At 74.6% G+C, this 20,910-nt stretch carries 20 protein-coding genes; 9 read left to right on the top strand and 11 right to left on the bottom strand.

Translation table 11 applies throughout. The features are described 5' to 3' along the window. Nucleotide 1: 1 nt before the first annotated feature. The 3 genes from ACP7TJ_RS32465 to ACP7TJ_RS32455 all read right to left on the bottom strand — a co-directional run bounded on the left by ACP7TJ_RS32465 (nucleotide 2) and on the right by ACP7TJ_RS32455 (nucleotide 4,664). Nucleotides 2–265: an acyl carrier protein gene (locus ACP7TJ_RS32465; protein ID WP_093769461.1), complete on the bottom strand. Its 264-nt coding sequence runs from the start codon at nucleotides 263–265 to the stop codon at nucleotides 2–4. Between the two features lie 218 nt (nucleotides 266–483). Next, the gene (locus tag ACP7TJ_RS32460; RefSeq protein WP_093769462.1) at nucleotides 484–1,782 is read right to left on the bottom strand and encodes a hypothetical protein; all 1,299 of its coding nucleotides are present in this window, start codon (nucleotides 1,780–1,782) and stop codon (nucleotides 484–486) included. After that, the gene (locus ACP7TJ_RS32455) at nucleotides 1,779–4,664 is read right to left on the bottom strand and encodes a DEAD/DEAH box helicase (RefSeq protein ID WP_367490430.1); all 2,886 of its coding nucleotides are present in this window, start codon (nucleotides 4,662–4,664) and stop codon (nucleotides 1,779–1,781) included. The genes ACP7TJ_RS32460 and ACP7TJ_RS32455 overlap by 4 nt, the downstream gene beginning before the upstream one ends. 282 nt (nucleotides 4,665–4,946) lie before the next feature. On the opposite strand from ACP7TJ_RS32455, the gene rfbB reads away from it, so the two are divergent. After that, on the top strand, nucleotides 4,947–5,933 hold the full coding sequence (rfbB, locus tag ACP7TJ_RS32450) for a dTDP-glucose 4,6-dehydratase (RefSeq protein ID WP_093769464.1): 987 nt from the start codon (nucleotides 4,947–4,949) through the stop codon (nucleotides 5,931–5,933). On the opposite strand, the gene ACP7TJ_RS32445 is transcribed toward rfbB, so the two are convergent. Beyond that, a complete protein-coding gene (locus tag ACP7TJ_RS32445; RefSeq protein WP_266404722.1) occupies nucleotides 5,828–6,934 on the bottom strand; it encodes a Gfo/Idh/MocA family protein in 1,107 nt (368 codons plus the stop codon). The two genes, rfbB and ACP7TJ_RS32445, sit on opposite strands and share 106 nt — an antisense overlap. A gap of 220 nt (nucleotides 6,935–7,154) precedes the next feature. Between ACP7TJ_RS32445 and ACP7TJ_RS32440 the strand changes: the two genes are divergently transcribed. After that, nucleotides 7,155–8,558: an NDP-hexose 2,3-dehydratase family protein gene (locus tag ACP7TJ_RS32440; protein ID WP_093769467.1), complete on the top strand. Its 1,404-nt coding sequence runs from the start codon at nucleotides 7,155–7,157 to the stop codon at nucleotides 8,556–8,558. A 20-nt stretch (nucleotides 8,559–8,578) separates the two neighbouring features. Here ACP7TJ_RS32440 and ACP7TJ_RS32435 read toward each other — a convergent pair whose 3' ends face one another. Further along, complete coding sequence (locus ACP7TJ_RS32435) at nucleotides 8,579–9,238, bottom strand: dTDP-4-dehydrorhamnose 3,5-epimerase family protein (RefSeq protein ID WP_093769469.1); 660 nt, start codon at nucleotides 9,236–9,238, stop codon at nucleotides 8,579–8,581. Between the two features lie 15 nt (nucleotides 9,239–9,253). Further along, nucleotides 9,254–10,321 carry a glucose-1-phosphate thymidylyltransferase gene (locus ACP7TJ_RS32430; RefSeq protein ID WP_167743290.1) on the bottom strand — a complete coding sequence of 356 codons (1,068 nt, stop codon included), beginning with the start codon at nucleotides 10,319–10,321 and terminating at the stop codon, nucleotides 9,254–9,256. 179 nt (nucleotides 10,322–10,500) lie between these two features. On the opposite strand from ACP7TJ_RS32430, the gene ACP7TJ_RS32425 reads away from it, so the two are divergent. Next, nucleotides 10,501–11,292 (top strand): SDR family NAD(P)-dependent oxidoreductase, encoded by a 792-nt coding sequence (locus tag ACP7TJ_RS32425; protein WP_093769472.1) that lies wholly within the window; start codon nucleotides 10,501–10,503, stop codon nucleotides 11,290–11,292. A 101-nt stretch (nucleotides 11,293–11,393) separates the two neighbouring features. After that, entirely contained in the window at nucleotides 11,394–11,852 is a 459-nt protein-coding gene (locus ACP7TJ_RS32420; protein WP_255304028.1) for a nuclear transport factor 2 family protein, read from the top strand. Nucleotides 11,853–11,943: 91 nt separating this feature from the next. Here the strand turns inward: ACP7TJ_RS32420 and ACP7TJ_RS32415 are convergent, their stop codons facing one another. From ACP7TJ_RS32415 to ACP7TJ_RS32400, 4 genes are all read right to left on the bottom strand, one after another. Further along, the gene (locus ACP7TJ_RS32415; protein WP_189912140.1) at nucleotides 11,944–12,891 is read right to left on the bottom strand and encodes an MBL fold metallo-hydrolase; all 948 of its coding nucleotides are present in this window, start codon (nucleotides 12,889–12,891) and stop codon (nucleotides 11,944–11,946) included. Nucleotides 12,892–13,012: 121 nt separating this feature from the next. After that, nucleotides 13,013–14,368, bottom strand: coding sequence for an FAD-dependent monooxygenase (locus ACP7TJ_RS32410; RefSeq protein ID WP_367490427.1), 1,356 nt, complete (start codon nucleotides 14,366–14,368; stop codon nucleotides 13,013–13,015). Next, on the bottom strand, nucleotides 14,337–14,603 hold the full coding sequence (locus ACP7TJ_RS32405; RefSeq protein WP_093769475.1) for an acyl carrier protein: 267 nt from the start codon (nucleotides 14,601–14,603) through the stop codon (nucleotides 14,337–14,339). The genes ACP7TJ_RS32410 and ACP7TJ_RS32405 overlap by 32 nt, the downstream gene beginning before the upstream one ends. A 131-nt stretch (nucleotides 14,604–14,734) precedes the next feature. Continuing rightward, nucleotides 14,735–15,556: an AfsR/SARP family transcriptional regulator gene (locus ACP7TJ_RS32400; protein ID WP_093769477.1), complete on the bottom strand. Its 822-nt coding sequence runs from the start codon at nucleotides 15,554–15,556 to the stop codon at nucleotides 14,735–14,737. Nucleotides 15,557–15,859: 303 nt separating this feature from the next. On the opposite strand from ACP7TJ_RS32400, the gene ACP7TJ_RS32395 reads away from it, so the two are divergent. The 5 genes from ACP7TJ_RS32395 (at nucleotide 15,860) to ACP7TJ_RS32375 (ending at nucleotide 20,331) form a co-directional block, all read left to right on the top strand. Continuing rightward, nucleotides 15,860–16,162 (top strand): phosphopantetheine-binding protein, encoded by a 303-nt coding sequence (locus ACP7TJ_RS32395; protein ID WP_093769479.1) that lies wholly within the window; start codon nucleotides 15,860–15,862, stop codon nucleotides 16,160–16,162. Nucleotides 16,163–16,308: 146 nt separating this feature from the next. Beyond that, nucleotides 16,309–17,388 (top strand): LLM class flavin-dependent oxidoreductase, encoded by a 1,080-nt coding sequence (locus ACP7TJ_RS32390; RefSeq protein WP_404715769.1) that lies wholly within the window; start codon nucleotides 16,309–16,311, stop codon nucleotides 17,386–17,388. A gap of 25 nt (nucleotides 17,389–17,413) precedes the next feature. After that, nucleotides 17,414–18,169: a thioesterase II family protein gene (locus ACP7TJ_RS32385; RefSeq protein ID WP_193459934.1), complete on the top strand. Its 756-nt coding sequence runs from the start codon at nucleotides 17,414–17,416 to the stop codon at nucleotides 18,167–18,169. Then, complete coding sequence (gene solA, locus ACP7TJ_RS32380) at nucleotides 18,166–19,320, top strand: N-methyl-L-tryptophan oxidase (RefSeq protein WP_390924367.1); 1,155 nt, start codon at nucleotides 18,166–18,168, stop codon at nucleotides 19,318–19,320. The genes ACP7TJ_RS32385 and solA overlap by 4 nt, the downstream gene beginning before the upstream one ends. Nucleotides 19,321–19,338: 18 nt before the next feature. Further along, a complete protein-coding gene (locus ACP7TJ_RS32375; protein WP_093769484.1) occupies nucleotides 19,339–20,331 on the top strand; it encodes an AfsR/SARP family transcriptional regulator in 993 nt (330 codons plus the stop codon). A 25-nt stretch (nucleotides 20,332–20,356) separates the two neighbouring features. Here the strand turns inward: ACP7TJ_RS32375 and ACP7TJ_RS32370 are convergent, their stop codons facing one another. Further along, on the bottom strand, nucleotides 20,357–20,908 hold the full coding sequence (locus tag ACP7TJ_RS32370) for a flavin reductase family protein (RefSeq protein WP_281403092.1): 552 nt from the start codon (nucleotides 20,906–20,908) through the stop codon (nucleotides 20,357–20,359). Between the last annotated feature and the right edge of the window lie 2 nt (nucleotides 20,909–20,910).

Here is a 20,910-nt window from a genome sequence, read left to right as displayed (position 1 = left end):
GCTACGCGGCCTCCGCCGTGGCGCCGGAGGCGGCCGCGGCGAACTCCTCGATGGCGGCGACCGACCGGAACGACTCCGGCGCGAGGTCGACCTCGTCGGTGTTGATGCCGTACCGGTCCTCCAGCCAGGCGATCACCTTCAGCAGACCGAGGCTGTCGATGACTCCGTTCTCCAGCAGGTCGTAGTGGTCGTCGAGCTGCGCCGCGGGCACGTCCGGCAGGAACTCCTCGACGAGGAACGCCTTGATGGCCTGGGCGTTGGGCATGTCGGTTCTCCTTGGTGAGGCGGTCGTGCACGCCACGGTCGCGGCCGGGCGGCCGGCGTGAGGGCGGGCCGCTCGTGCCTGTGCCCTCCTGGCCTTCGAGGGTGAAGGGCCGGGCTGGAGCCCGGTTGGAGCCGCGGTGCACCCGTCCTCGCACGACGACGGGCCCGGCACGGCACGCGTGATGCGCGCCGCGCCGGGCCCGGGCCGGGCGGGTCGCCTCAGATGTCGTCCGCCAGGCCGGTCAGGTCGGCGAGGGCCTCGGCCGGGTCGGCGGACGGGGGGCCGGCGGGCCACCACAGGCCGTCGCGGCGGCGGTAGGGGTACCAGCGGCCGTCGCGGCCCAGGCGGAGCTGGAGTCCGCGGCCGGTGAGCGTCCAGTGGTTGCCGTCGACGTCGACCGGGGGGAGTTCCTCCGCCTCCCAGGCCGTGGCCAGCGCGGTGCGGGCGCGCGCGGTCTGCTGCTCGGGCGGGGTCCAGGGGTGTTCCAGGACGTCCAGGGCGGCCCGGCCGCCGGTGCGCCACGCGGCGGCGGCCCGGTCCAGGTCCTCGGCGGGGCGGCCGGAGCCGGTGCGGAGCCGCTCCGCCGCACGCGGGTCGGGGTGGGTGGCCGCCAGCCGGACCGTGTCCTGCCAGACGTCGAGCGGTTCCGGTGGCTCGGCGCCGAACCCGTGGGCGTAGGCGAGGAGTTCGCGGGCGCGCAGGGCGGCGTCCGCGGCCAGCCGGTCCAGCGGGTCGGCCTCGATGCCGGTCAGCGGCTCCTCGGGGGCGGCGGGCGGTTCGGGCAGCGGCGGCAGGGCGGGCAGCGCGGCGGCGGGGCGGGCGTAGGCCGCGCGCTGAAGGCTGTCGTCGGGCGTCTCGGCCGTCCCGCCGGCGGTCCCGTCCCCGGCCTCCTCGTCGTACGGCTCGTCGTCCTCCTCGTCGTCGCCGGCCAACGCCCGCAGCAGCAGCGCCGACTTGAGTTCCTCCACCGCCTCCTCGGCGTCACGGCCGCGGATCAGGAGCAGCAGCCAGGGGTCGGTGTCCAGCAGCCAGGACAGCTGGTAGGCGAGGGCGGTGGCGTGCGGGCAGGGGTGGTCGAGGGCGTCGCAGTCGCAGTCGGCGTCGAGGTCGCCGTAGCCGGGCAGCATGCGCACCCGGGCGTCCTCGACGGCCTCCAGCAGGTCCTCCGGGAGGTCGCCGGCCAGCAGCGCCTCGGTCTCGGCGGGCCGGTCGGCGGTCTTCTCCCAGAGCAGGTCCCACTCGTCGTCGTCCAGCACGGTCAGCGTCAGCCGCGTGCGGTACGTCTCCTCGCCGCCGTACACCTCGGCGGCCACCCGGCCGGGGCTGACCGTGATCGGGCCGATGCGGCCGGTGCGGGCGAAGGAACGCCCCTTCTTCAGCGGGCCTTCCTCCGGCCACACGTCCTCCACGGCCGCGGCCCACTGCGCGGCCCAGAAGGACTGGCCGCGGGCGCGGCCGCCCCGGCGTGCCGCGAAGGCGGGGAAGCCCCGTGCGCCGCTGCCCTGTGCCTCGCTCATGCCATGCTCCTCAGTTCCACCAGGTTGGCCAGCTCGTCGTTGGTCAGCTCGGTCAGGGCCTGCTCGCCGGAGCCGAGGACGGCGTCGGCCAGTTCCTTCTTCGCCTCCAGCAGGGCCGCGATGCGGTCCTCGACGGTGCCCTCGGCGATCAGCCGGTGCACCTGGACGGCCCTGGTCTGGCCGATGCGGTGGGCGCGGTCGGTGGCCTGCGCCTCGACGGCCGGGTTCCACCAGCGGTCGTAGTGCACGACGTGGTCGGCGCGGGTGAGGTTCAGTCCGGTGCCGGCCGCCTTCAGCGACAGCAGGAAGACGGGAAACTCGCCGTCCTGGAAACGCTGTACGAGTTCCTCGCGCTTGGCGACCGGGGTGCCGCCGTGCAGGAGGGCGGCGGGGGTGCCGCGGTCGCGCAGATGGCGTTCCAGGAGGCGGGCCATGGTGACGTACTGGGTGAAGACCAGGGCGGCGCCGCCCTCGGCGGTGATGGTGGCGAGGAGTTCGTCGAGCAGTTCCAGCTTGCCGGAGCGTCCGGTGAGCCGGGCGTTTTCCTCCTTGAGGAACTGCGCCGGGTGGTTGCAGATCTGCTTCAGGCCGGTGAGCAGCTTCAGCACCAGGCCGCTGCGGGCGATGCCGCCCGCGCCGGCGCGGATCTCGCCCATCACCGTCTCCACCTGCTTGCGGTAGAGGGTCTCCTGCTCCGCGGTGAGGCCGACCGGGCGGTCCGTCTCGGTCTTGGGCGGCAGTTCGGGCGCGATGCCCGGGTCGGTCTTGCGGCGGCGCAGCAGGAACGGCCGTACCAGCTCCGCCAGGAGGCGGGCGGTGTGCTGCTCCCCCTCGCCCTCCGCGGCGAGGACGCGTTCGGTCTCGATGGGCGCGATCCAGCGTTTGCGGAACGCGCCGTGGGTGCCCAGGAGTCCGGGCGTGGTCCAGTCGAGGACGGCCCACAGTTCGGAGAGGTTGTTCTCCACCGGGGTGCCGGTGAGGGCGATGCGGGCGCGGGCGCCGATCTGCCGCAGGGCCTTGGCGGTGGAGGAGTGGGGGTTCTTCACGTGCTGGGCCTCGTCGGCGACGACCAGACCCCAGGTGTGCGCGCCGAGCCGGGCGGCGTCCAGACGCATGGTGCCGTACGTGGTGAGGACGAAGCCCTCGTCGGCGCCGTCCAGGGTGCGGCCGGGGCCGTGGTAGCGGCGTACCGGGGTGCCCGGCGCGAAGCGGCCCACCTCGCGCTCCCAGTTGCCCAGCAGGGAGGCGGGGCAGACCACCAGGGTGGGGCCGCGGTCCTCGGGGCGTTCCTGGCGCAGCAGGTGCAGCGAGATGAGCTGGACCGTCTTGCCCAGGCCCATGTCGTCGGCGAGGCAGCCGCCGAGGCCGAGGGAGGTCATGCGGTCCATCCAGCGCAGTCCGCGCAGCTGGTAGTCGCGCAGGGTGGCGGTCAGGCGGGCGGGCTGTTCCACCGGTCCGTCGCCGCCGTCGGGGTCGGCGAGGGCGCGGCGCAGGGCGTCCAGCCAGGCGCTGGGCGCCACCCGTACGCGCTCGCCGCCGATGTCGGTGCGGCCGGTGAGGGCGACGGCGAGCGCCTCGATCGCGGTGAGCGGCGGCAGCCGGCGGTCGCGGGCCTTGCGGGCGATGCCGGCGTCGACGAGGATCCAGCGGCCGCGCAGCCGGACGACGGCCCCGCCGGCGGCGACGGCCGCCGCCTCCTCGTCGGTGAGGGGTTCGCCGTCCAGTTCGAGGCGCCAGCGCAGGTCGACGGTGCCGTCGCCGCCGAAGAAGGACCGCAGGTCGGCGGGCGGGGTCCGGTCGGCGCCGGCCACCGCGCGGGCCGTGAGCGAACCGGTGGACGTCTCCGGCCAGGTGACGTCGATGCCGTGCCCGGCCAGCCGGCCCGCGGCCCCGCCCAGCAGGTCCCGCAGTTCCTCGTCGGTCAGGTCGAGGGCGGTGGGCACGGGCAGCAGGCGTGCGAGTGGCTGCCACACGGTCGCGGCGCGGCGGACGGCGAGGACCATGTCGGCCTGGGCGCGCGGTCCGAGGGCGTGGTCGGCGCGGGCGAACAGCTCGTCGGCGTCCAGGGCCAGGGTGGGGTCGGCCAGGCTGTGGGCGCGGGGGACCAGACGCGGGCGGGGCGGCTCCGTGTCCCGCGCGGTGGCGGGGGCGTCGGTGAGTTCGACGCGCAGGGACATCCGTACGCCGGAGTCGAGTCCGGCGGAGATCTCCTCGGCCCAGGCGCGCAGTTGGGGCACGTGCTGAGGTGCGGTCGCGGCGAACGCCGCGCGTCCGGTGGCGAGTTCGGCCGCGGGGGTGCGCGGCAGGGTGTCGGCGACCGCGTCGAGGAAGGCGCGTACGAGCGTGGCCGGGTCGGTGCCGGGGACGGCGACGGCCTCGCCGGGGGCGGCGTCGGCGAGCGCGCGAAGGCGGGCGATGTCGTCCGCGTCGAACGGGCCCGCCCGCCAGGTGTCGTAGCCGGCCGGGGAGACGCCGGGAAGGAGGCGCTCGCGGGCGATCAGATGCAGGGCCAGGGCGGTGACGGCTCCCCAGAAGACGGTGGCGGGGTGGGGGACGGCGGGGGCCGGCTCGGCCGTGGTGGGCGCCGTCGGCCCGGCGGGCGCGGTCGCGGCCGTGGTGGTGGCCGTGCGGCGGGCGTGGAGGAGGGCGGGCAGGGCGTGGGCCGGGGTCAGGCGCAGGACGGGCACGGTCCGGACGGCGAAGCCGTCGCCGTCGGGGACCACGAGGTCCGCCTCGCCCGGCTCGCCGCCCGGCGCCGTGGGCGGGGTGCCGCCGGCCGGGTCCCAGAAGGCGATCCGGCCCGTGCGCGCCGGGTCCCCCGGCTCGAACACGGCCGCGCAGCGCGCCAGCGGCGCGGCCTGCCGCGGTGTCATCCACTCCATGCGTTCCGACTCTCTCTCCCCATGGTTCCGGACCGCCGCCGCACGTCGCGAGGCGGCGCGGCGTCGGCGGATGCGGGTACACCCCCGCCGATGATCCCTCATGCCCGGCACGGCGTGCCGGGGCCTCGCTCGAGGATCGCTCGAGAACGCGCGCCGGACCCCGCGCCGGACCCCGGCCGTCGACCGTTCCTCGAGCCCGGTTCAGCACAATCGCGGCTGCCGGACGGCCCGGTCCCCCCGGACGCCGCCCGGGACATCCCGACGCCCCTGCCTGGAGAAGAGATGACGACCACCCGCATCCTGGTGACCGGCGGGGCCGGCTTCATCGGCTCCCACTACGTGCGCACCCTGCTCGGTCCCGAGGGCGACCCGGACGTGACCGTGACCGTCCTGGACAAGCTGACCTACGCGGGCAACCCGGCCAACCTCGAACCGGTGCGCGGCGACGCCCGGTTCGCCTTCGTGCACGGGGACATCTGCGACGCCCCGCTGGTCGGCCGGCTGGTGGCGCGGCACGACCAGATCGTGCACTTCGCCGCCGAGTCGCACGTGGACCGCTCCATCCACCGGGCCGGCGACTTCGTGCGCACCAACGTCGGCGGCACCCAGACGCTGCTGGACGCGGCGGTACGGCACGCGCCGACGACGTTCGTGCACATCTCCACCGACGAGGTGTACGGCTCGATCGAGTCGGGATCCTGGCCGGAGACCCACCCGCTCGCGCCGAACTCCCCGTACTCGGCGTCCAAGGCGGCCGGCGACCTGATCGCGCTCGCCCATCACCGCACCCACGGCCTGGACGTGCGGGTGACGCGCTGCTCCAACAACTACGGACCCCGCCAGTTCCCCGAGAAGCTCATCCCGCTGTTCGTCACGCGGCTGCTGGACGGCGGCCGGGTGCCGCTGTACGGCGACGGCGGCAACGTCCGCGACTGGCTGCACGTGGACGACCACGTCCGCGGCATCGAGCTGGTCCGCGCCCACGGCAGGCCCGGAGAGATCTACAACATCGGCGGCGGCACCGAACTGACCAACCGGGAGCTGACCGCGCTGCTGCTGGACGCCTGCGGCGCGGACTGGTCGCGGGTGGACCACGTCGCGGACCGCAAGGGCCACGACCGGCGCTACTCGGTCGACTGCCGCAAGATCACCGAGCAGCTGGGCTACCGGCCGCGGACGGACTTCGCGGCCGGGCTGGCCGGGACGGTGGCCTGGTACCGGGACAACCGCCGCTGGTGGGACCCGTCGGCGGCGCCGGCCGCGGCCTGACCGGCGCCGGAGGCCGGCGCCGGGCCGTTCCCCGCGGTCGCCCGGATCGCGTGCAGCAGGTCCGCCTGGGCGAGCGTGGCGGCCTCGTCGGCCGCGGTCGTCTCCCCCGCCCGCACCGCCCGGGCGAAGTCGGTCAGCACCGCCGACACCTGGTCCTCGGCGGGCAGCCGGAGCGTGCGGGTCCCCCGTCCCCCCTCCACGACGAGCGCGGGACGGTGGTCGGCGGGCGGGGTGAAGGCCCGGTCGACGGTGACGCGGCCCCGGCTGCCCCACACCTCGTAGCACGACCCGTAGGCGTGGTCCATGCCGAACGTGAGCTGCGCCGTGACGCCGTCGGCGCGCCGCAGCAGCGCGGCGCCCGCGGTCTCCACCCGGTGTCCCGCGCCGCGGGAGAGGACCGCGCCGGCCACGGCCAGGCCGGCGCCCAGCAGGTGCACCGCCGCCCGCACCGGGTACAGGCCGATGTCCGCCAGCGCCCCGCCGCCCAGCGCCGGATCGTGGCGGATGTCGTCCTCGGGCAGCGCCGGCACGCCGAACCGGGCGTGGAACGCGCGCAGTTCACCGATCTCGCCGTCGGCGATCAGCTTGCGCACGACGGCGTGCTGCCCGTGGTGGACGAACATCACGTTCTCGCGCAGCACCAGCCCCCGGCGCCGCGCGCCGGCGAGCAGCGCACGCGTCTGGGCCGGATCACAGGTCAGCGGCTTCTCGGCCAGCACGTGCTTGCCGGCGGCCAGGGCGGCGGCCACCCACTCGGCGTGCAGCGCGGCGGGCAGCGGCACATAGACGGCGTCGACCGCGGGGTCCTCCAGCAGCGCCGCGTACCCGGTGACCGGGCGGGCGCCGTGGCGGGCGGCGGTGCCGGCGGCGCGGGCGGCCGACCGGGAGGCCACGGCGACGAGCTCGACGTCCCGGGCGGCGGCCATCGCGGGGAGCACCCGCCGGCGCGCGATGCCCGCGCAGCCGAGCACCCCGAAGCGCAGCGGCCGTCCGGCGCTCACCCGCGCCTCCGGGACACGGGGCCGGACCGTACCGCGGTGTGTCGCGCACCCATGGCGCCTCCAGTCTGCTGCGGGGGTTCCGAGCCTGGTGACAGCGTCTCGACCCCCAGTCGAGGAGGGATCGAGAGGGCTCGGCGAGATTGCCCGGTGCGCGGCCGTGTCCCCGGACCCGGCACGCGCGCCCCCCTCGCCCCCGTCCCGACCGGCAGGAGTCCGAGCCATGTTCTCCGACACAGCGGAGTTCCACCGGTGGTTCGCCCAGCGGCGCCAGGCACACGCGTACAAGGTCACCAGAACCCCCCTCGACCGGCTGGACGGCTGGTCCCTGGAGGAGGGGACGGGTGATCTGGTGCACCGCACCGGGCGGTTCTTCTCCGTGCGGGGTCTCGACGTCCGCCGGTCGGGCCGTGGCGTGGAGGCCTGGCAGCAGCCCATCATCGTGCAGCCCGAGCACGGCGTGCTGGGCATCCTGGTCAAGGAGTTCGGCGGCGTCCCGCACTGTCTGCTCCAGGCCAAGATGGAGCCGGGCAACGTGAACCTGGTCCAGCTGTCGCCGACCGTGCAGGCCACCAAGAGCAACTACACACGGGTGCACGGCGGCCGGCCGGTGCCGTACCTGGAGCACTTCGTGGCGCCGCGCGGCGGCCGGGTGCTGTTCGACGCCCTCCAGTCGGAGCAGGCGTCCTGGTTCTTCGCCAAGCGCAACCGCAACATGATCGTGCGGACCCGTGAGGACGTGCCGCTCCACGAGGACTTCTGCTGGCTGACCTTCGACCAGATCGCCGAACTGCTGCAGACGGACGACCTGGTGAACATGGACACCCGGACCGTGCTGTCCGGCGCGGCGGGGCTGCGCCGGCCGCCCGCGCCGGGCGGGGACGCCTTCTCGGCCGCGCTCGCCGCCTCCTGGCAGCCCGGCGGCCGCGCCCTGCACGACACCGCGGAACTGCTGAGCTGGTTCACCGAGGCGAAGGACCGCTGCACCCTGGAGCGCCGGCTGATCCCGCTGGCCGGCACGGCGCGCTGGTCCCTGCGCGACGGGGTGATCGCCCACGACGACGGACGGCACTTCACCGTCCTCGGCGTGCGGGTGGAGGCGTCCAACCGCGAGGTCACCGGCTGGTCCCAGCCGATGTTCGCGCCCAGCAGCCGCGGGGTGATCGCCTTCCTCGCCCGCCGGGTGGAGGGCGTACTGCACCTGCTGGTGCAGGCCCGCATCGAGACCGGCGCCCTGGACCGCATCGAGATGGCGCCCACCGTGCAGTGCCAGCCCGCCGACCACACCCCGGGCGTGCTCGGCGCACCGTTGCCCGGCCCCCGGCCGCCGTTCCTGGACGAGGTGCTGGGCGCGGCCCCGGAACGCGTCCGGTACGACGCGCTCCAGTCCGAGGAGGGCGGACGCTTCCACCACGCCCGCAGCCGCTACATGATCGTCGAGGTGGACGAGGACTTCCCGCTGGACGTGCCGCCCGACTACACCTGGATGACGCTGCGTCAGCTGATCGACTTCGTCCGGCACGGCAGCCAGCTGAACGTGGAGGCCCGCAGTCTGCTGACGCTGCTGGGTTTCCTGCCGGCCCGTCCCGCCGCCGCGCGTGCGCCGCTGCCGGCCTCGACGGCCTGAGACGGCCCCGTCCGGCGGGGTCAGGCGTGCGCCGCGGCGACGAGGCCGAGGCAGTCCTCGTACCGCGGCAGCAGCCCGGCCGTGCGGGCCTCGGCGAGGGTCGGGGCGGCGGCGTCCCGGTCCGAGAGGGTGAAGTCGGCGCCGGACGGCCACGGCAGCCCGAGCACCGGGTCGAGGGGGTGCAGCGCCTGCTCCAGCTCCGCCCGGTACGGCGTCGACACCAGGTACGACATCACGGTGTCGTCCTCGAGCGCGAGGAACGCGTGGCCCACCCCCTCGGGCAGGTACACCGAGCGGAACGACTCCGTGTCCAGTTCCACGGTGTCCCACCGCCCGAACGTGGGGGACCCCACCCGCAGGTCCACCACGACGTCGCGGGCGCGGCCGTGCGCGCAGTGCACGAACTTGGCCTGTCCTGGCGGGGCGGTGGTGAAGTGCACGCCGCGCAGCACCCCCCGGGCGGAGCGGGTGTGGTTCGTCTGCACCACCGCCGGGCGGCGGCCCACGGCCGCCGTGAACGCCTCCTCCTGGAGCGGGGAGACGAACACGCCCCGGCGGTCGCGGTGCACCCGCGGGGTGAACACGTAGGCGCCGGCGACCGCCAGCTCCCGCACCGTCGCGGTGGGGGTGGAGAACGTCCGCGGGATCGGTGTGCCCGGCAGGGACGTCGGCTTCTTCATCGGGAACCTCCGGGGTCAGGAGAAGATCTGCACCTTGCTGTGGTCGCCGAGGATCAGCCGGTGGGCCCTCGGGGTGTGCGGCGCGGGGGTCACCGTGACGTTGCGGCCGATGAGCGAGGCCTGCACGCGGCGCACGCCGTCCAGCCGGGAGTCCCGCAGCACGATGGAGAACTCGATCTCGCTGTCCTCGATACGGCAGTTCTCCGCGATGGAGGTGTAGGGGCCGACGTAGGAGCCGCTGATCACGCTGCCGGCGCCGATCACGGCGGGGCCGACGATGCGTGAGCCGCGGACCTCGGCGCCGGCCTCGACGCGGACCCGGCCGACGAGTTCGCTGCCGGCGTCGACGGTCCCCTCGACGCCCGCGCCGATGCCGTCCAGCACCGAGCGGTTGGCCTCGAGCATGTCGGCGACGTTCCCGGTGTCCTTCCAGTAGCCGCTGACGGTGGCCGAGCGGACGTCGTGCCGGGTGTCGATGAGCCACTGGATGGCGTCGGTGATCTCCAGCTCGCCGCGCGCGGAGGGACGGATGGCCCGTACGGCCTCGTGCACGGCGGGCGAGAACAGGTAGACGCCGACCAGCGCGAGGTCGCTCTTGGGCTTCGCCGGCTTCTCCTCCAGCCCCACCACGCGTCCGTGACCGTCGAGTTCGGCGACGCCGAACGCGGTCGGGTCCGAGACCCGGGTGAGCAGGATCTGCGCGTCGGGGCGCTCGGCGGTGAACTGCTCCACCAGCGGGGTGATGCCGCCCACCAGGAAGTTGTCGCCGAGGTACATCACGAAGTCGTCGTCGCCGAGGAAGTCCCGGGCGATGAGCACGGCGTGCGAGAGCCCCAGCGGCGCGTGCTGAGGCAGGTAGGTCACGTCGAGGCCGAAGCGGGAGCCGTCGCCGACCGCGGCGCAGATCTCGTCGGCGGTGTCCCCCACCACCACGCCGACCTCGGTGATCCCGGCCTCGGCGATCGCCTCCAGGACGTAGTAGAGGACAGGCTTGTTCGCCACCGGCACCAGTTGCTTGGGCGAGGTGTGGGTGAAGGGGCGCAGGCGGGTGCCGGCTCCTCCGGACAGGACCAGTGCCTTCATGGCCCGAACGGTAGGCAGCGACGCTCAAATCCGGCTGGGGACCGGATCGCGCCGGGGCGGACGTGGTGTCCAAGGCGTGTCCACGCACGGCCCGCGGCCCCGGCGGCGGTGGCACAGTCACACCTCGGCGGGCCGGAGGATGTGCCGCCTGCGCGTGGTCACGACGGTGAGGAGAGGGCATGACCGAGAGGGACGGCAACCAGCGGATCGCGCTCGTGACGGGCGGCACGAGCGGCATCGGTCTGGAGATCGTACGGCGGCTGGCCGGCGCCGGTACGCCGGTGCACCTGTGCGGCCGCCACGAGGAGACGGTGAACGGCACAGTGAAGGAGCTGGCCGGCGAGGGCCTGCCGGTCACCGGCTCGGTGTGCGACGTCCGCGACCCGCAGCAGATACGGGAGCTGGTGCGCACGGTGGTCGAGGACCACGGACCGGTGCGGATCCTGGTGAACAACGCGGGCCGCAACGGCGGCGGGGTCACCGCGGAGCTGGACGACGAGCTGTGGACGGACGTCATCGAGACCAACCTGACCAGCGTCTTCCGGGTGACCAAGGAGGTGCTCACCACGGGCGGCATGCGGGAGGCGGGCCACGGACGGATCGTCAACATCGCCTCGACCGGCGGCAAGCAGGGCGTGGTGCTCGCCGCTCCGTACTCGGCCTCCAAGCACGGCGTGGTGGGCTTCTCCAAGGCGCTCGGGCTGGAGCTGGCGAAGACCGGCATCACGGTCAACGCCGTCTGCCCCGGCTTCGTGGAGACGCCCATGGCACAGCGCGTGCGCGAGGGCTACGCGGCCGCCTGGGGCGTCACGGAGCAGGAGGCCTTCGACCGGATCACCACCCGTGTGCCGATGGGCCGTTACGTGACCGTCCGTGAGGTGGCGGCGATGGTCGAGTACCTGGTGGGCGACGACGCGCAGGCCGTCACCGCGCAGGCGCTGAACGTGTGCGGCGGTCTCGGCAACTACTGAGACGGCCGGGCCCCGCGGCCCAGCGGCGCTCGACCCCCCTTCCACCCGGGCGGGGCAGGGTGGGGCGCCGTAGATCCCCGCCACGACTCACGGGAGGCACCGTGACCAGCCCCGCCGAGGTGAGCGCAGCGACGCCCGTCCTCACCGAGCTCTACCCTCGCATCCAGCAGTTCTACGCCGGGCAGGTGCGCCACCTGGACGCCTTCCGGGCCGAGGAGTTCGCCGCGACCTTCACCGAGGACGGTGTCTTCGACCACCGCCCCGGCGCCGACCCTCTGCTGGGCCGGCAGGCCATCGCCGCGGCGGTGAGCGGCTACCAGCGGACCAAGCACGCCGCCGACCCGGTGCAGCGCCGCCACTGGTTCAACATGCTCCAGGTCTTCCCGCAGGACGACGGCACCGTGCGCACGGAGTACTACGCGCTGGTGCTGCACACCCGGCCCGGCACCCCGGAACCGCAGACCGGTCCGAGCTGCTTCGTCACCGATGTGCTGGAGGTCGGGGAGGACGGCGGCCTGCTGACGAAGTTCCGCCGGGTCCGCCAGGACCACCTGGTCTGACCCGGCCGCGGCGTCCCGCGCACAGCCCGCCCGGGGCGGGGCCCGTCCCGTGACGGGTCCCGCCCCGGGCGTCGTGGTACGCCCGCCGCCGTCAGGCGAGGCAGCAGGGCAGCCCTCCGTGGTGCTCGATCATCTCGGCCAGCGCCGTCCGCATCACCTCGCCGGGCAGGGGCTCGTCCGCGGTGACGCCGTCCAGCTCGGCGTACGCCCGGTGCAGGTTGGGCACCAGCCGCTCGGGGTCCAGCAGCGCGGCGTACGGGCCGAGGGACGCGGCGCGGGCGGCCTCCAGCGGTGTGCGGCCGGCGCGTCTTCCGTCCTCGGCGACGCGCAGCACCAGCCGCAGATAGCCCTCGACGGAGTCGAACACCTCGGGCCCGCACACCGGCCCGTGGCCGGGGACGACGGTCCGCGCGCCGTATCCCCGCAGTCGGTCCAGCGCCCGCAGCGACCCGGCGATCGAGCCCATGAGACAGAACGGGGTCACCCCGTTCATGACCAGGTCGCCGGTGAACAGCACCCGTTCCCGGGGCAGCCACACCACGGTGTCGTTGGAGGTGTGGGCCGGTCCGACGTGCTCGAGCTCGGCGCGCAGCGAACCGATGTGCAGGGTGAGGGCGTCGGCGTAGGTGAGGGTGGGCGGGGCGAGTTCGATGGAGCCCCACTCCACGTCCGGCCACAGCCCGGTCAGGTGCAGGCCGGAGGCGATCATCTCCGTCCGGGTGCGTTCGTGGCCGATGAGCACGGCCTCGGGGAACAGGTGGTTGCCGAAGACGTGGTCCCCGTGGAAATGGGTGTTGACCACGGCCCGCGGCGCGGCCTGTGGGCTGACGCGCAGCGCGGTGCGGCGCAGGTGGCGGGCGCGGGCCTCGGTGGCCGCGGTGTCGACGAGGGCGCTCTCGCCGCCGGAGACGATGATGCCCGCGTTGTTGAGACACCATCCGCCCGGACCCTGGACGTAGGCGTGGACGCCGTCGGCGATCTCCGTGGTCTCGGCGAAGGGCGCGGGCGCTGTGGTGGGCACGGTGGGGCTGGACGGCACGGCCGTTCTCCTCCCGGGTGTCGGTTGCCCCGAGTCTCACGGGGCGCCCTAGCGCCCCGGTCGAAGCGCCGCCGTGCGCACGCCGTTCCTCCGTCGGGCGCCGGGGAGGGCCGGCGGCCCGTCAGGCACGCCGCGGAGCGGGCGTCCGCACGGTGAACAGATCCGTCCGCACCTCGGGCGGTGTCCGGCCGTAGGCGATGCGCCGGGTGATGCGCGTGCCCAGCGGGGTGCGGCCGACCAGGCGGGCCGCGTGGGAGCGCAGCACGTCCGCCGCCGGGCCTCCCGCTCCGAGCAGCGCCTTCGCCTGGACCTTCTGCATCCGGGTCACCGCCTCGGCGGCGGGCCCCCGCAGCCGGGGGAAGGCGGCGAGCCGGCCGCGGGAGCAGTCGTCCGCGCGGAGGGCGTCCACCAGGACCGGGTGCAGGGCCGCGGCGTCCTGGAGGGCGAGGTTGACGCCCTGGGCGCCGAGCGGGCCGTGGGTGTGGGCGGCGTCCCCGAGCAGCACCAGCCCGTCGCGCACCCAGGTGTCGGCGTGCGCGGCGAACACGTCGAGCAGCCGCAGGTCGTCCAGGGCGCGCACATGGTCCCGGATCAGATCGGCGAACTGCGGCAGCGCGGCGGTCAGTTCGGCGCGGACGGCCTCGACGCCGCGGGCGGCGACGGCGGGCCAGCCGCGGTGCGGCAGCGTCCAGCCGACGCGGAGCCGGTCGGGGTGGGTGTCGTGGACCAGGACGGCGCTGCCGGGCGCCCGGTGCACGGCGACCGTGCCGGTCGCACGGCCGGGGGCGGGCAGCGAGAACCACACGACGTCCTGGTCGAAGGCCTCGGTGCGGCCTGCGCCGATGCCGGCGAGGGCGCGCGTCTTGGAGTACCGGCCGTCGGCGCCGGCCACGACGCGGGCCCGCACGGTGACGCGGCGCCCGCCGGGACCGGTCGCCACCACGCCGGTGCACCGTCCGTGTCCCCCGGTCAGCGCGGACACACGGTGGCCCGGCAGATGACGGAATCCGGGCAGGGAGCGGCAGGCGGCGAGGAGTTCGGCGAGCAGGTGCCGCTGCGGCAGCGCGAGCAGGTGGTCGTAGGGGCCGGGCAGCCGGCCGTAGTCGACGTCCAGCAGGACGCGGCCGCGGTCCAGCAGCCGGAAGCCGGCCAGGCGCCGGGCGCCGCGCGCCCGGGCGGGCGACAGCACCCCGAGCCGGTCGAGCACCCGCTGGCCGCCGGGCTGGAGGACCTCCCCGTGGAAGTCCCGCCCCGCCGAGCCGGGATCCCCGGAGGACTTCTCGACCAGCGCGACGCGTACGCCGGAGCGGAGCAGCATCAGGCTGAGCGCCAGCCCCGCGGGCCCGGCCCCGACGACGGCGACGTCCGTGTCCACGGTGTCGTCGGCGTCCGGGGTGTCCGGGGTGCGCGCGGCGTCCGCGCCGGCGGTGTCCCCCGCGCGGTGGTCAGGCCGCCGTGCGGACGGCGGCCAGGGCACGGTTGACCAGCTCCAGATAGGCGCGCGGGGTGTCCGCCTCGTCGAGGGCCTCCTCGTCGAGGGCGACGTCGAAGTCGCGCTCGATGCGCCCGGTGGTCTGCAGGATGGCCAGGGAGTCGTAGCCGAGCTCGGCGAAGGGCACGTCGACGACGTCGCCGTCCAGGTCGACGCCCTCCTCCTCGCCCGCGCACTCGCGCAGCAGAGCCTTCAGATCGTCCAGTTCGAACTGTCGCATGGGTGCCTCTCCGTCTCGTACGCCCGGGCGGCCGGCCGTGTGGTCACGGCTCGAGAGTCGGTCAGCGGGCTGGAGAAACACTCGAATCGTCCGGGTGCCGCCCGGGCGGCCGGCGACGCGCGCGCCGGCGCTCAGGCCGCGTACAGATCGAAGGTCGAGGTGCGGCGCGGCCCGGACATCACGTCCAGCTGCGGGTCGACGGCCAGCATCGCCTGGTGCAGGCGCTGCAGCTGCGGCGAGGGCTCCACGCCCAGCTCGTCGACGAGGCGGCGGCGGAGCCGGTGGTAGACCTCGAGCGCCGCGGCCTGCCGGCCGGAGCGGTACAGCGCCACCATCGCCTGCGAGTGCAGCCCCTCGTGCTCGGGGTGCCGGGCGATCAGGTCCATCAGCTCGGCGGTGACCTCGGCGTGCCGGCCGAGCCGGAGGTCGGCGTCGAGACGGCGTTCCCGGGTGACGAGCCTGCTCTCCTCCAGGCGCATCGCCTCGATCTCCAGGATGGGGCCGACGCGCACGTCGACCAGGGCGGGCCCCTGCCACAGGTCGAGGGCCTTCCGGTAGGTGCGGGCGGCCCGCTCGTCCTCGCCGTCCTCGAAGCACTGCTGGCCTTCGGCGATCAGGCGCTCGTACTCGTGCACGTCCACCGCCTCGGGCGGTATCTGCAGCAGATAGCCCCCGTGCCGGGTGGCGAGGACGCCCTTGGCGGCGCCGGGGGCGCCCGGTCCCATGGCGGTGCCGAGCCGGCGGCGCAGCTGGAGGATGTACGTCTGGAGGGTGGTCAGGGCGCTCTGCGGCAGTTCGGTGCCCCAGATCTCCTCCATGAGGGTGGGGACGGGCATGACCCGTCCCGGGTAGAGGGCGAGCAGGGCCAGGATCTGCCGTGGCTTCCCGGCTGTCGGAACGATCGACATCCCGTTGACGTCGGCACTCAGTGGACCCAGAACACGTATCTTCATGGTTTCCTCCCCGTACCTCGACGGCTGGACTCGGCTGCCGAGCCGGTGTGCGAATCGGTGCCCGAGGCTCGTCGATATTGCGCCGCGCGGGGATCCGCTGTCCTTTCCCCACGACATGAGCACGAGCCGCACCGTATCCCGCCGCAACCTTTCCGTCAGGAATTCTCGAGGAGTCGTCGAGCGGTTTTCCGGCGCCCCTTCCCGGGCCGGGTCTGACGCGTCTCTGACGCCTGGCTGACCGCGAGGAAAGGGCGTCCGGACCTGTCTTCCTTCCGGGTGGGGCCGCTGTTAGCTTTTCGCGTCATGGAGACCACCGAAAGCACCGGACGGGACGACGGCCGGGCGGTGCCCGAGGGCGCGGACCCGCTGACGCGCAGCCTGCTGCGCCAGATGGTCGCCCGCAGCATGCAGCTGCCGGAGACGGAGATCCCCGGCGACGACGAGGATCTGGTGGACCACGGCCTCGACTCGATCACCGCCATGTCGCTGATCTCCGCCTGGCACCGGCGCGGCATCGAGGTCGGATTCCCCGAGCTGATGGCGCGTCCCACGCTCGGCGACTGGTGGCTGCTCATTTCCCGCCGGAAGCCTGCGAACGCCGCATGACGTGAACTCGAAGGGGTCCGGAAAAGCGCTGGAGCCACGCTCGCGCCCGCCCCCGGAGTGACCGTGACCGTCTATGGTCCGACAGCGGAGGAATCAAAGCCGCCCTTTCCGGTCAGCCGGAATCGGATCACCAGACGGAGCCATCCATGGAATTCGGCGTGAACTTCTTTCCGGTCGTCGACCCCGAACGCAAGAGCGCGAGCACCTACTACGACGAGAGTCTGCGGCTGGCCGCGCTCGCCGAGGCCCTGGGTTTTGAACATGTGCAGACGGTGGAGCACTACGGCTCCCCGTACGGCGGCTACAGCCCCGACCCGGTGGTCTTCCTGACCGCCGTCGCCGCGCGCACCAGCCGGATACGTCTGGTGACCGGTGCGGTCATCGCGGCGTTCGCGCACCCGGTGCAGATCGCCGCCCGCCTGGCGCAGCTCGACAATCTCTCCCACGGACGGCTGGACGCCGGCTTCGGACGGGGCTTCCTGCCCGACGAATTCGAGCTGTTCGGCGTGGACATGGGCGAGAGCCGCACCCGTTTCGACGAGGTCGTCGACGCCTGCGTCGCGCTGTGGAGCGGACGCGAGGTGCGCTTCGAGGGCGAGGTGCACCGCTTTGGCCCGGTCACCGGCTTCCCCCGCCCCTACCAGCGCCCGCACCCCCCGGTGTTCGTGGCGTCGGCGACCAGCGCCGCGTCCTGTGCGCTGGCGGGTGAGCGCGGTCACCACCTCCAGGTGGTCCCGTCCGTCACCAGCCGCGAGCAGCTCACCGCGATGACGGCGGCCTACCGCGGGGCCCGCGCGGCCGCCGGCCACGAGGGCCCGGGCCGCATCCAGATCAAGTACACCTGCTACCTGGGCGAGGACCGGGCCACCGCGCTCGCCGACGCACGCGCCGGCGAGGAGAACTACGTGCGGACGATGGCCGGCGCGGTGGCCTCCTGGGCCGAGGCGCGCTCGGAGCAGTACCCGGGCTACGAGGCGTTCGTGGAGAAGGTCCGGGCCTACGACTTCGACCGGTCGCTGGCCGACCACAAGGTGCTGGCGGGCACCCCGGACGAGGTGGCCGCGCAGATCGAGACCATCCGCGGCTGGTACGGCAACGACCTGTGCCTGAGCCTGCAGTTCAACCCCGGCCATCTGCCGTTCGACCGCGCCGAGCGGGCCGTGGAGCTGTTCGCCCGCGAGGTGGCCCCTGCGTTCACCGGCGGCCTCGCCGCCGCGGCGGCGTGAGCCGGCCCGACCTTCAGGAGAGGCGATGTACGGCATATCCGGATCTTCCGAGGAGCTCCGCCTGTTCGTCTTCCACCACGCGGGCGGCTCCCACCTGCTCTACCGCACCTGGCCGGGCCTGCTGCCCGACCGCTGGGACGTGCGCCTGCCGGACGCTCCCGGCAGGGGGCGGCTGGCCGACGAGCCGCCGCTGGACGACGCACGCCGGCTGGCGGGCTTCTTCCTGCGCCGCCTGGGCGCTGACCTGACCGGCCCGTTCGCGTTCTTCGGGCACAGCATGGGCGCGCTCGTCGCCTACGAGCTGACCCGGCTGCTCGAGGAGGAGGGACGCGAACTGCCCGTCTGGCTCGGCCTGTCGGCGCGCGGGGCGCCCCGTCCGCAGGGCGACGGCACCCGGCGGCACGAGCTGCCGGACGACGAACTGCGCGTCCATCTCGCGGCCATGGGCGGCACCCCCCTGGAGGTGCTGCACGAGCCCGACCTGTGGGCGATGTTCGCCCCGGCCATCCGCAACGACCTGCGCCTGGTGGAGAGCTGGCGTCCGCGCCCCGGCGCCGCGCCGCTGACCGTGCCCCTCGCGGTGTACGGCGGACGGGCCGACGTGGTGGTCTCCCCGGACCGTCTGGCCGGCTGGGAGGAGCACGCCGCGCGCTTCCAGGGACTGCACCTGTTCGACGGCGGCCACTTCTACTTCCAGGACGACCCGGCGCCGCTGCTCCGGCTGGTCACGCGGCACGCCACGGCCGCTCTCCGGGCGCCGGCGGCGGTGAGGCCGTCATGACCGGCCGGCGGGAGGCGGACGCCGACGTGGTCGTCGTCGGGCTCGGCGCCTGGGGCGCCGCGGCCCTGTGGCAGCTGGCCCGGCGCGGTCTGAGCGCGATCGGGGTGGAGCGGTACGGACTGGCCAACACCAGCGGCTCCTCCTACGGGGAGAGCCGGATGTTCCGCACGGCCTGCCTGGAACACCCCGGCCTGGTGCCGCTCGCGCAGCGCTCCCGCGCGCTGTGGCGGCAGCTGGAGACGGAGACCGGCGCCCATCTGCTGGACCCCACCGGGGCGATGCTGATCGGCCCGCCGGACGGCCGGATCGCCGGGGGCGCCCTGCGCGCCGCCCGGGAACACGACCTGGACGTACGGGTCCTGGACCGCGACGCGCTGCACCGGCGCTGCCCGGCCCACCAGGGGCTCGCCGCCGGCGACGTCGCCGTCGTAGAACCGCAGGGCGGGCTGACCCTGCCCGAGCGGACGATCGAGGCCGCGGTCGGAGCGGCCCGCGCTTCCGGGGCGCGGGTGCTCACGGACACCCTGGTGACGGCCGTGGAGCACGCGGGGGACGGCGTCGCCGTGCACACCGCCGCCGGGCGGGTGCTGCACGCCGCGCAGGCGGTGCTCACGCCGGGCCCGTGGCTGGGCCGGCTGCTCCCCGGGCTGCCGCTGGAGGTCGTACGGATGCCGACGACCTGGTTCACGCCCGACGCACCGCACGAGAGGTTCGCGCTGAACCGGCTGCCGGTGTTCATGCGGGAGATCGACGGCGGCGACGTGCTGTGGGGCCACGGCACGCTGCCCGGCCGCACCGAACTGAAACTCGGTCTCGAGGACGGCGGGAAGCACTTCAGGGTCGTCGACCCCGAGACGCCGGACCGGTCCGTCGCGCCGGCCGACTGGGAGGTGCTGGCGGACCACCTGCGGTGGGCGGTGCCCGGCGTGGGCCGGGTGCCCTCGCGCGCGCTGGCCGGCATCTACGCCCGCACGCCGGACGGCCAGTTCGTCATCGGGCGGCCGGGGCGTGACCCGCGGGTCGTGGTGGCCGGCGGGTGCTCCAGCCACGGTTTCAAGCATTCCCTGGGCATCGGCGAGGTGGTGGCCGACCTCGTGCAGGGCAAGGAGCCGGCCGTGCCGCTGGGCTTCACCGACCCCGACCGCTTCTGAGTGACATGCGAGGAAGAGATGCAGTTCCGCATTCTCGGTCCCGTTGAGGTCCACGACGAGCGCACCGGACTCAGGATCCTGCCCACGGGCGCCAAGCAGCGCGCCCTGCTGGGCGCACTCGTGGTGAAGTCGGGACAGATCGTGTCCGTGCACCGGCTCATCGACGAACTGTGGGGCGAGCATCCGCCGGCGAACGCCACCAACGCCCTCCAGGCCCATGTGGCCCGGCTGCGCCGGCTGCTGCCGGTGCCGCACGCCGGGTCGGGCGAGCCCCACCACGAGTGGATCGTCACCCGCTCCCTCGGCTACGTGCTGCGCCCGGGCCGGGCCTCCACCGACGCCGAGCGGTTCCACCGCCTGGCCGCCGAGGGCCGGGCGGCCGCCGTCTCCGACCCGGGGCACGCCGCCGAACTGCTCCGCCAGGCGCTCGCGCTGTGGCGCGGACCGGCGCTGGAAGGCAGTGTGCGCGGAGACATCTGCGCCGCCGAGGCCGCGCAGCTGGAGGAGAACCGGCTGACCGCCCTGGAGGCGCTGTACGACGCCTGTCTGCGGGCCGCCCGGCACGACGAGATCACCGGCGAACTCGAGGAGCTGACCGCCGACCATCCGATGCGGGAACGTTTCTACGACCTGCTGATGGTGGCCCTGTACCGCTGCGGCCGCCAGGCCGAGGCGCTCGGCGTCTACGACCGCGCGCGCAAGCGCCTGGCGCACGAACTCGGGGTGGAGCCCGGACCGGTGCTGCGCGGCCGTATGGAGGCGATCCTCCATCACGACCCGTCGCTCGCCGTGCCCGGTGCGGCCGAACCGCCCCGGGCCTCGGTCCACGCCCTGCCCCGTCCGGCCGGCGACGAGGACGCCCCGGACTCCGGGCACCAGGCCACGGTGGTGACGCTCACCGACGAGATCGCCCGTCTGCGGCGCCGTGTGGAGCGCCTCTCCCTGGAACAGGAGGCCCTGATCCGCCGCTTCGACCTCCTCTCCTCCCAGGCGCCGGCCCGGGCCCGCTGACACCGGGGGCGGCCGGCCCGGGAGCCTAGGCCGCCGCGGCCGCGGGCAGGGCGGGGGACGGGGTGTGGAAGGCCCTGCGGTACCAGAGCAGGGGGTCCGGGGCGGGGTCGGCGGTGCGGGCGTCGGTCACGGCGCCGAGGACCAGGTCGTGGTCCCCGGCCCGGACCACGTCGGCGGTGCGGCAGCGCAACAGCACCCCGGCGTCGGGCAGATAGGGCGTGCCGGTGCCGGGCCAGCCGGCGAAGCCCGCGCCGGCGAACCGGTCGACGCCGTGGGTGGCGAACCGGCGGGCCAGTTCGCCGTGGTGCGCGCCCAGGACGTTCACCGTGAACTCCGGGGCTTCGGTCAGCGCGGCGTGACAGCTGGAGCGGTGGTCCACGCCCACCAGCACCATCGGCGGGTCCAGCGACACGGAGGTGACCGACGTGGCGGTGAAGCCGCGGCGCCGGCCCGCCGGATCGAGCACGGCGACGACGCTGACCGGCGCGGCCAGACGCGCCATCGCCTCACGGAAGGCCTGCGCGCCGGCGTGGGACGGGCCGGCGTCCTGGCCTTGGGTCGGGGGGTGTGTCCTCACGG

The sequence above is a fragment of the Streptomyces sp. DSM 41931 genome (assembly GCF_050271085.1).
Classification (GTDB): Bacteria; Actinomycetota; Actinomycetes; order Streptomycetales; family Streptomycetaceae; genus Streptomyces; species Streptomyces albogriseolus.
Note: the sequence above shows the minus strand (reverse complement) of the source record. Positions and strands in the feature narration are given on the sequence as shown.

What these genes read in the sequence shown, in the direction of transcription:
- ACP7TJ_RS32460 (WP_093769462.1), bottom strand. Translation starts at nt 1,782, where the DNA reads ATGAGCGAGGCACAGGGCAGCGGCGCACGGGGCTTCCCCGCCTTCGCG.
- ACP7TJ_RS32425 (WP_093769472.1), top strand. Translation starts at nt 10,501, where the DNA reads ATGACCGAGAGGGACGGCAACCAGCGGATCGCGCTCGTGACGGGCGGC.
- rfbB (WP_093769464.1), top strand. Translation starts at nt 4,947, where the DNA reads ATGACGACCACCCGCATCCTGGTGACCGGCGGGGCCGGCTTCATCGGC.
- ACP7TJ_RS32385 (WP_193459934.1), top strand. Translation starts at nt 17,414, where the DNA reads ATGTACGGCATATCCGGATCTTCCGAGGAGCTCCGCCTGTTCGTCTTC.
- ACP7TJ_RS32430 (WP_167743290.1), bottom strand. Translation starts at nt 10,321, where the DNA reads ATGAAGGCACTGGTCCTGTCCGGAGGAGCCGGCACCCGCCTGCGCCCC.
- ACP7TJ_RS32435 (WP_093769469.1), bottom strand. Translation starts at nt 9,238, where the DNA reads ATGAAGAAGCCGACGTCCCTGCCGGGCACACCGATCCCGCGGACGTTC.
- ACP7TJ_RS32400 (WP_093769477.1), bottom strand. Translation starts at nt 15,556, where the DNA reads ATGAAGATACGTGTTCTGGGTCCACTGAGTGCCGACGTCAACGGGATG.
- ACP7TJ_RS32455 (WP_367490430.1), bottom strand. Translation starts at nt 4,664, where the DNA reads ATGGAGTGGATGACACCGCGGCAGGCCGCGCCGCTGGCGCGCTGCGCG.
- ACP7TJ_RS32375 (WP_093769484.1), top strand. Translation starts at nt 19,339, where the DNA reads ATGCAGTTCCGCATTCTCGGTCCCGTTGAGGTCCACGACGAGCGCACC.
- ACP7TJ_RS32395 (WP_093769479.1), top strand. Translation starts at nt 15,860, where the DNA reads ATGGAGACCACCGAAAGCACCGGACGGGACGACGGCCGGGCGGTGCCC.
- ACP7TJ_RS32465 (WP_093769461.1), bottom strand. Translation starts at nt 265, where the DNA reads ATGCCCAACGCCCAGGCCATCAAGGCGTTCCTCGTCGAGGAGTTCCTG.
- ACP7TJ_RS32405 (WP_093769475.1), bottom strand. Translation starts at nt 14,603, where the DNA reads ATGCGACAGTTCGAACTGGACGATCTGAAGGCTCTGCTGCGCGAGTGC.
- solA (WP_390924367.1), top strand. Translation starts at nt 18,166, where the DNA reads ATGACCGGCCGGCGGGAGGCGGACGCCGACGTGGTCGTCGTCGGGCTC.
- ACP7TJ_RS32440 (WP_093769467.1), top strand. Translation starts at nt 7,155, where the DNA reads ATGTTCTCCGACACAGCGGAGTTCCACCGGTGGTTCGCCCAGCGGCGC.
- ACP7TJ_RS32390 (WP_404715769.1), top strand. Translation starts at nt 16,309, where the DNA reads ATGGAATTCGGCGTGAACTTCTTTCCGGTCGTCGACCCCGAACGCAAG.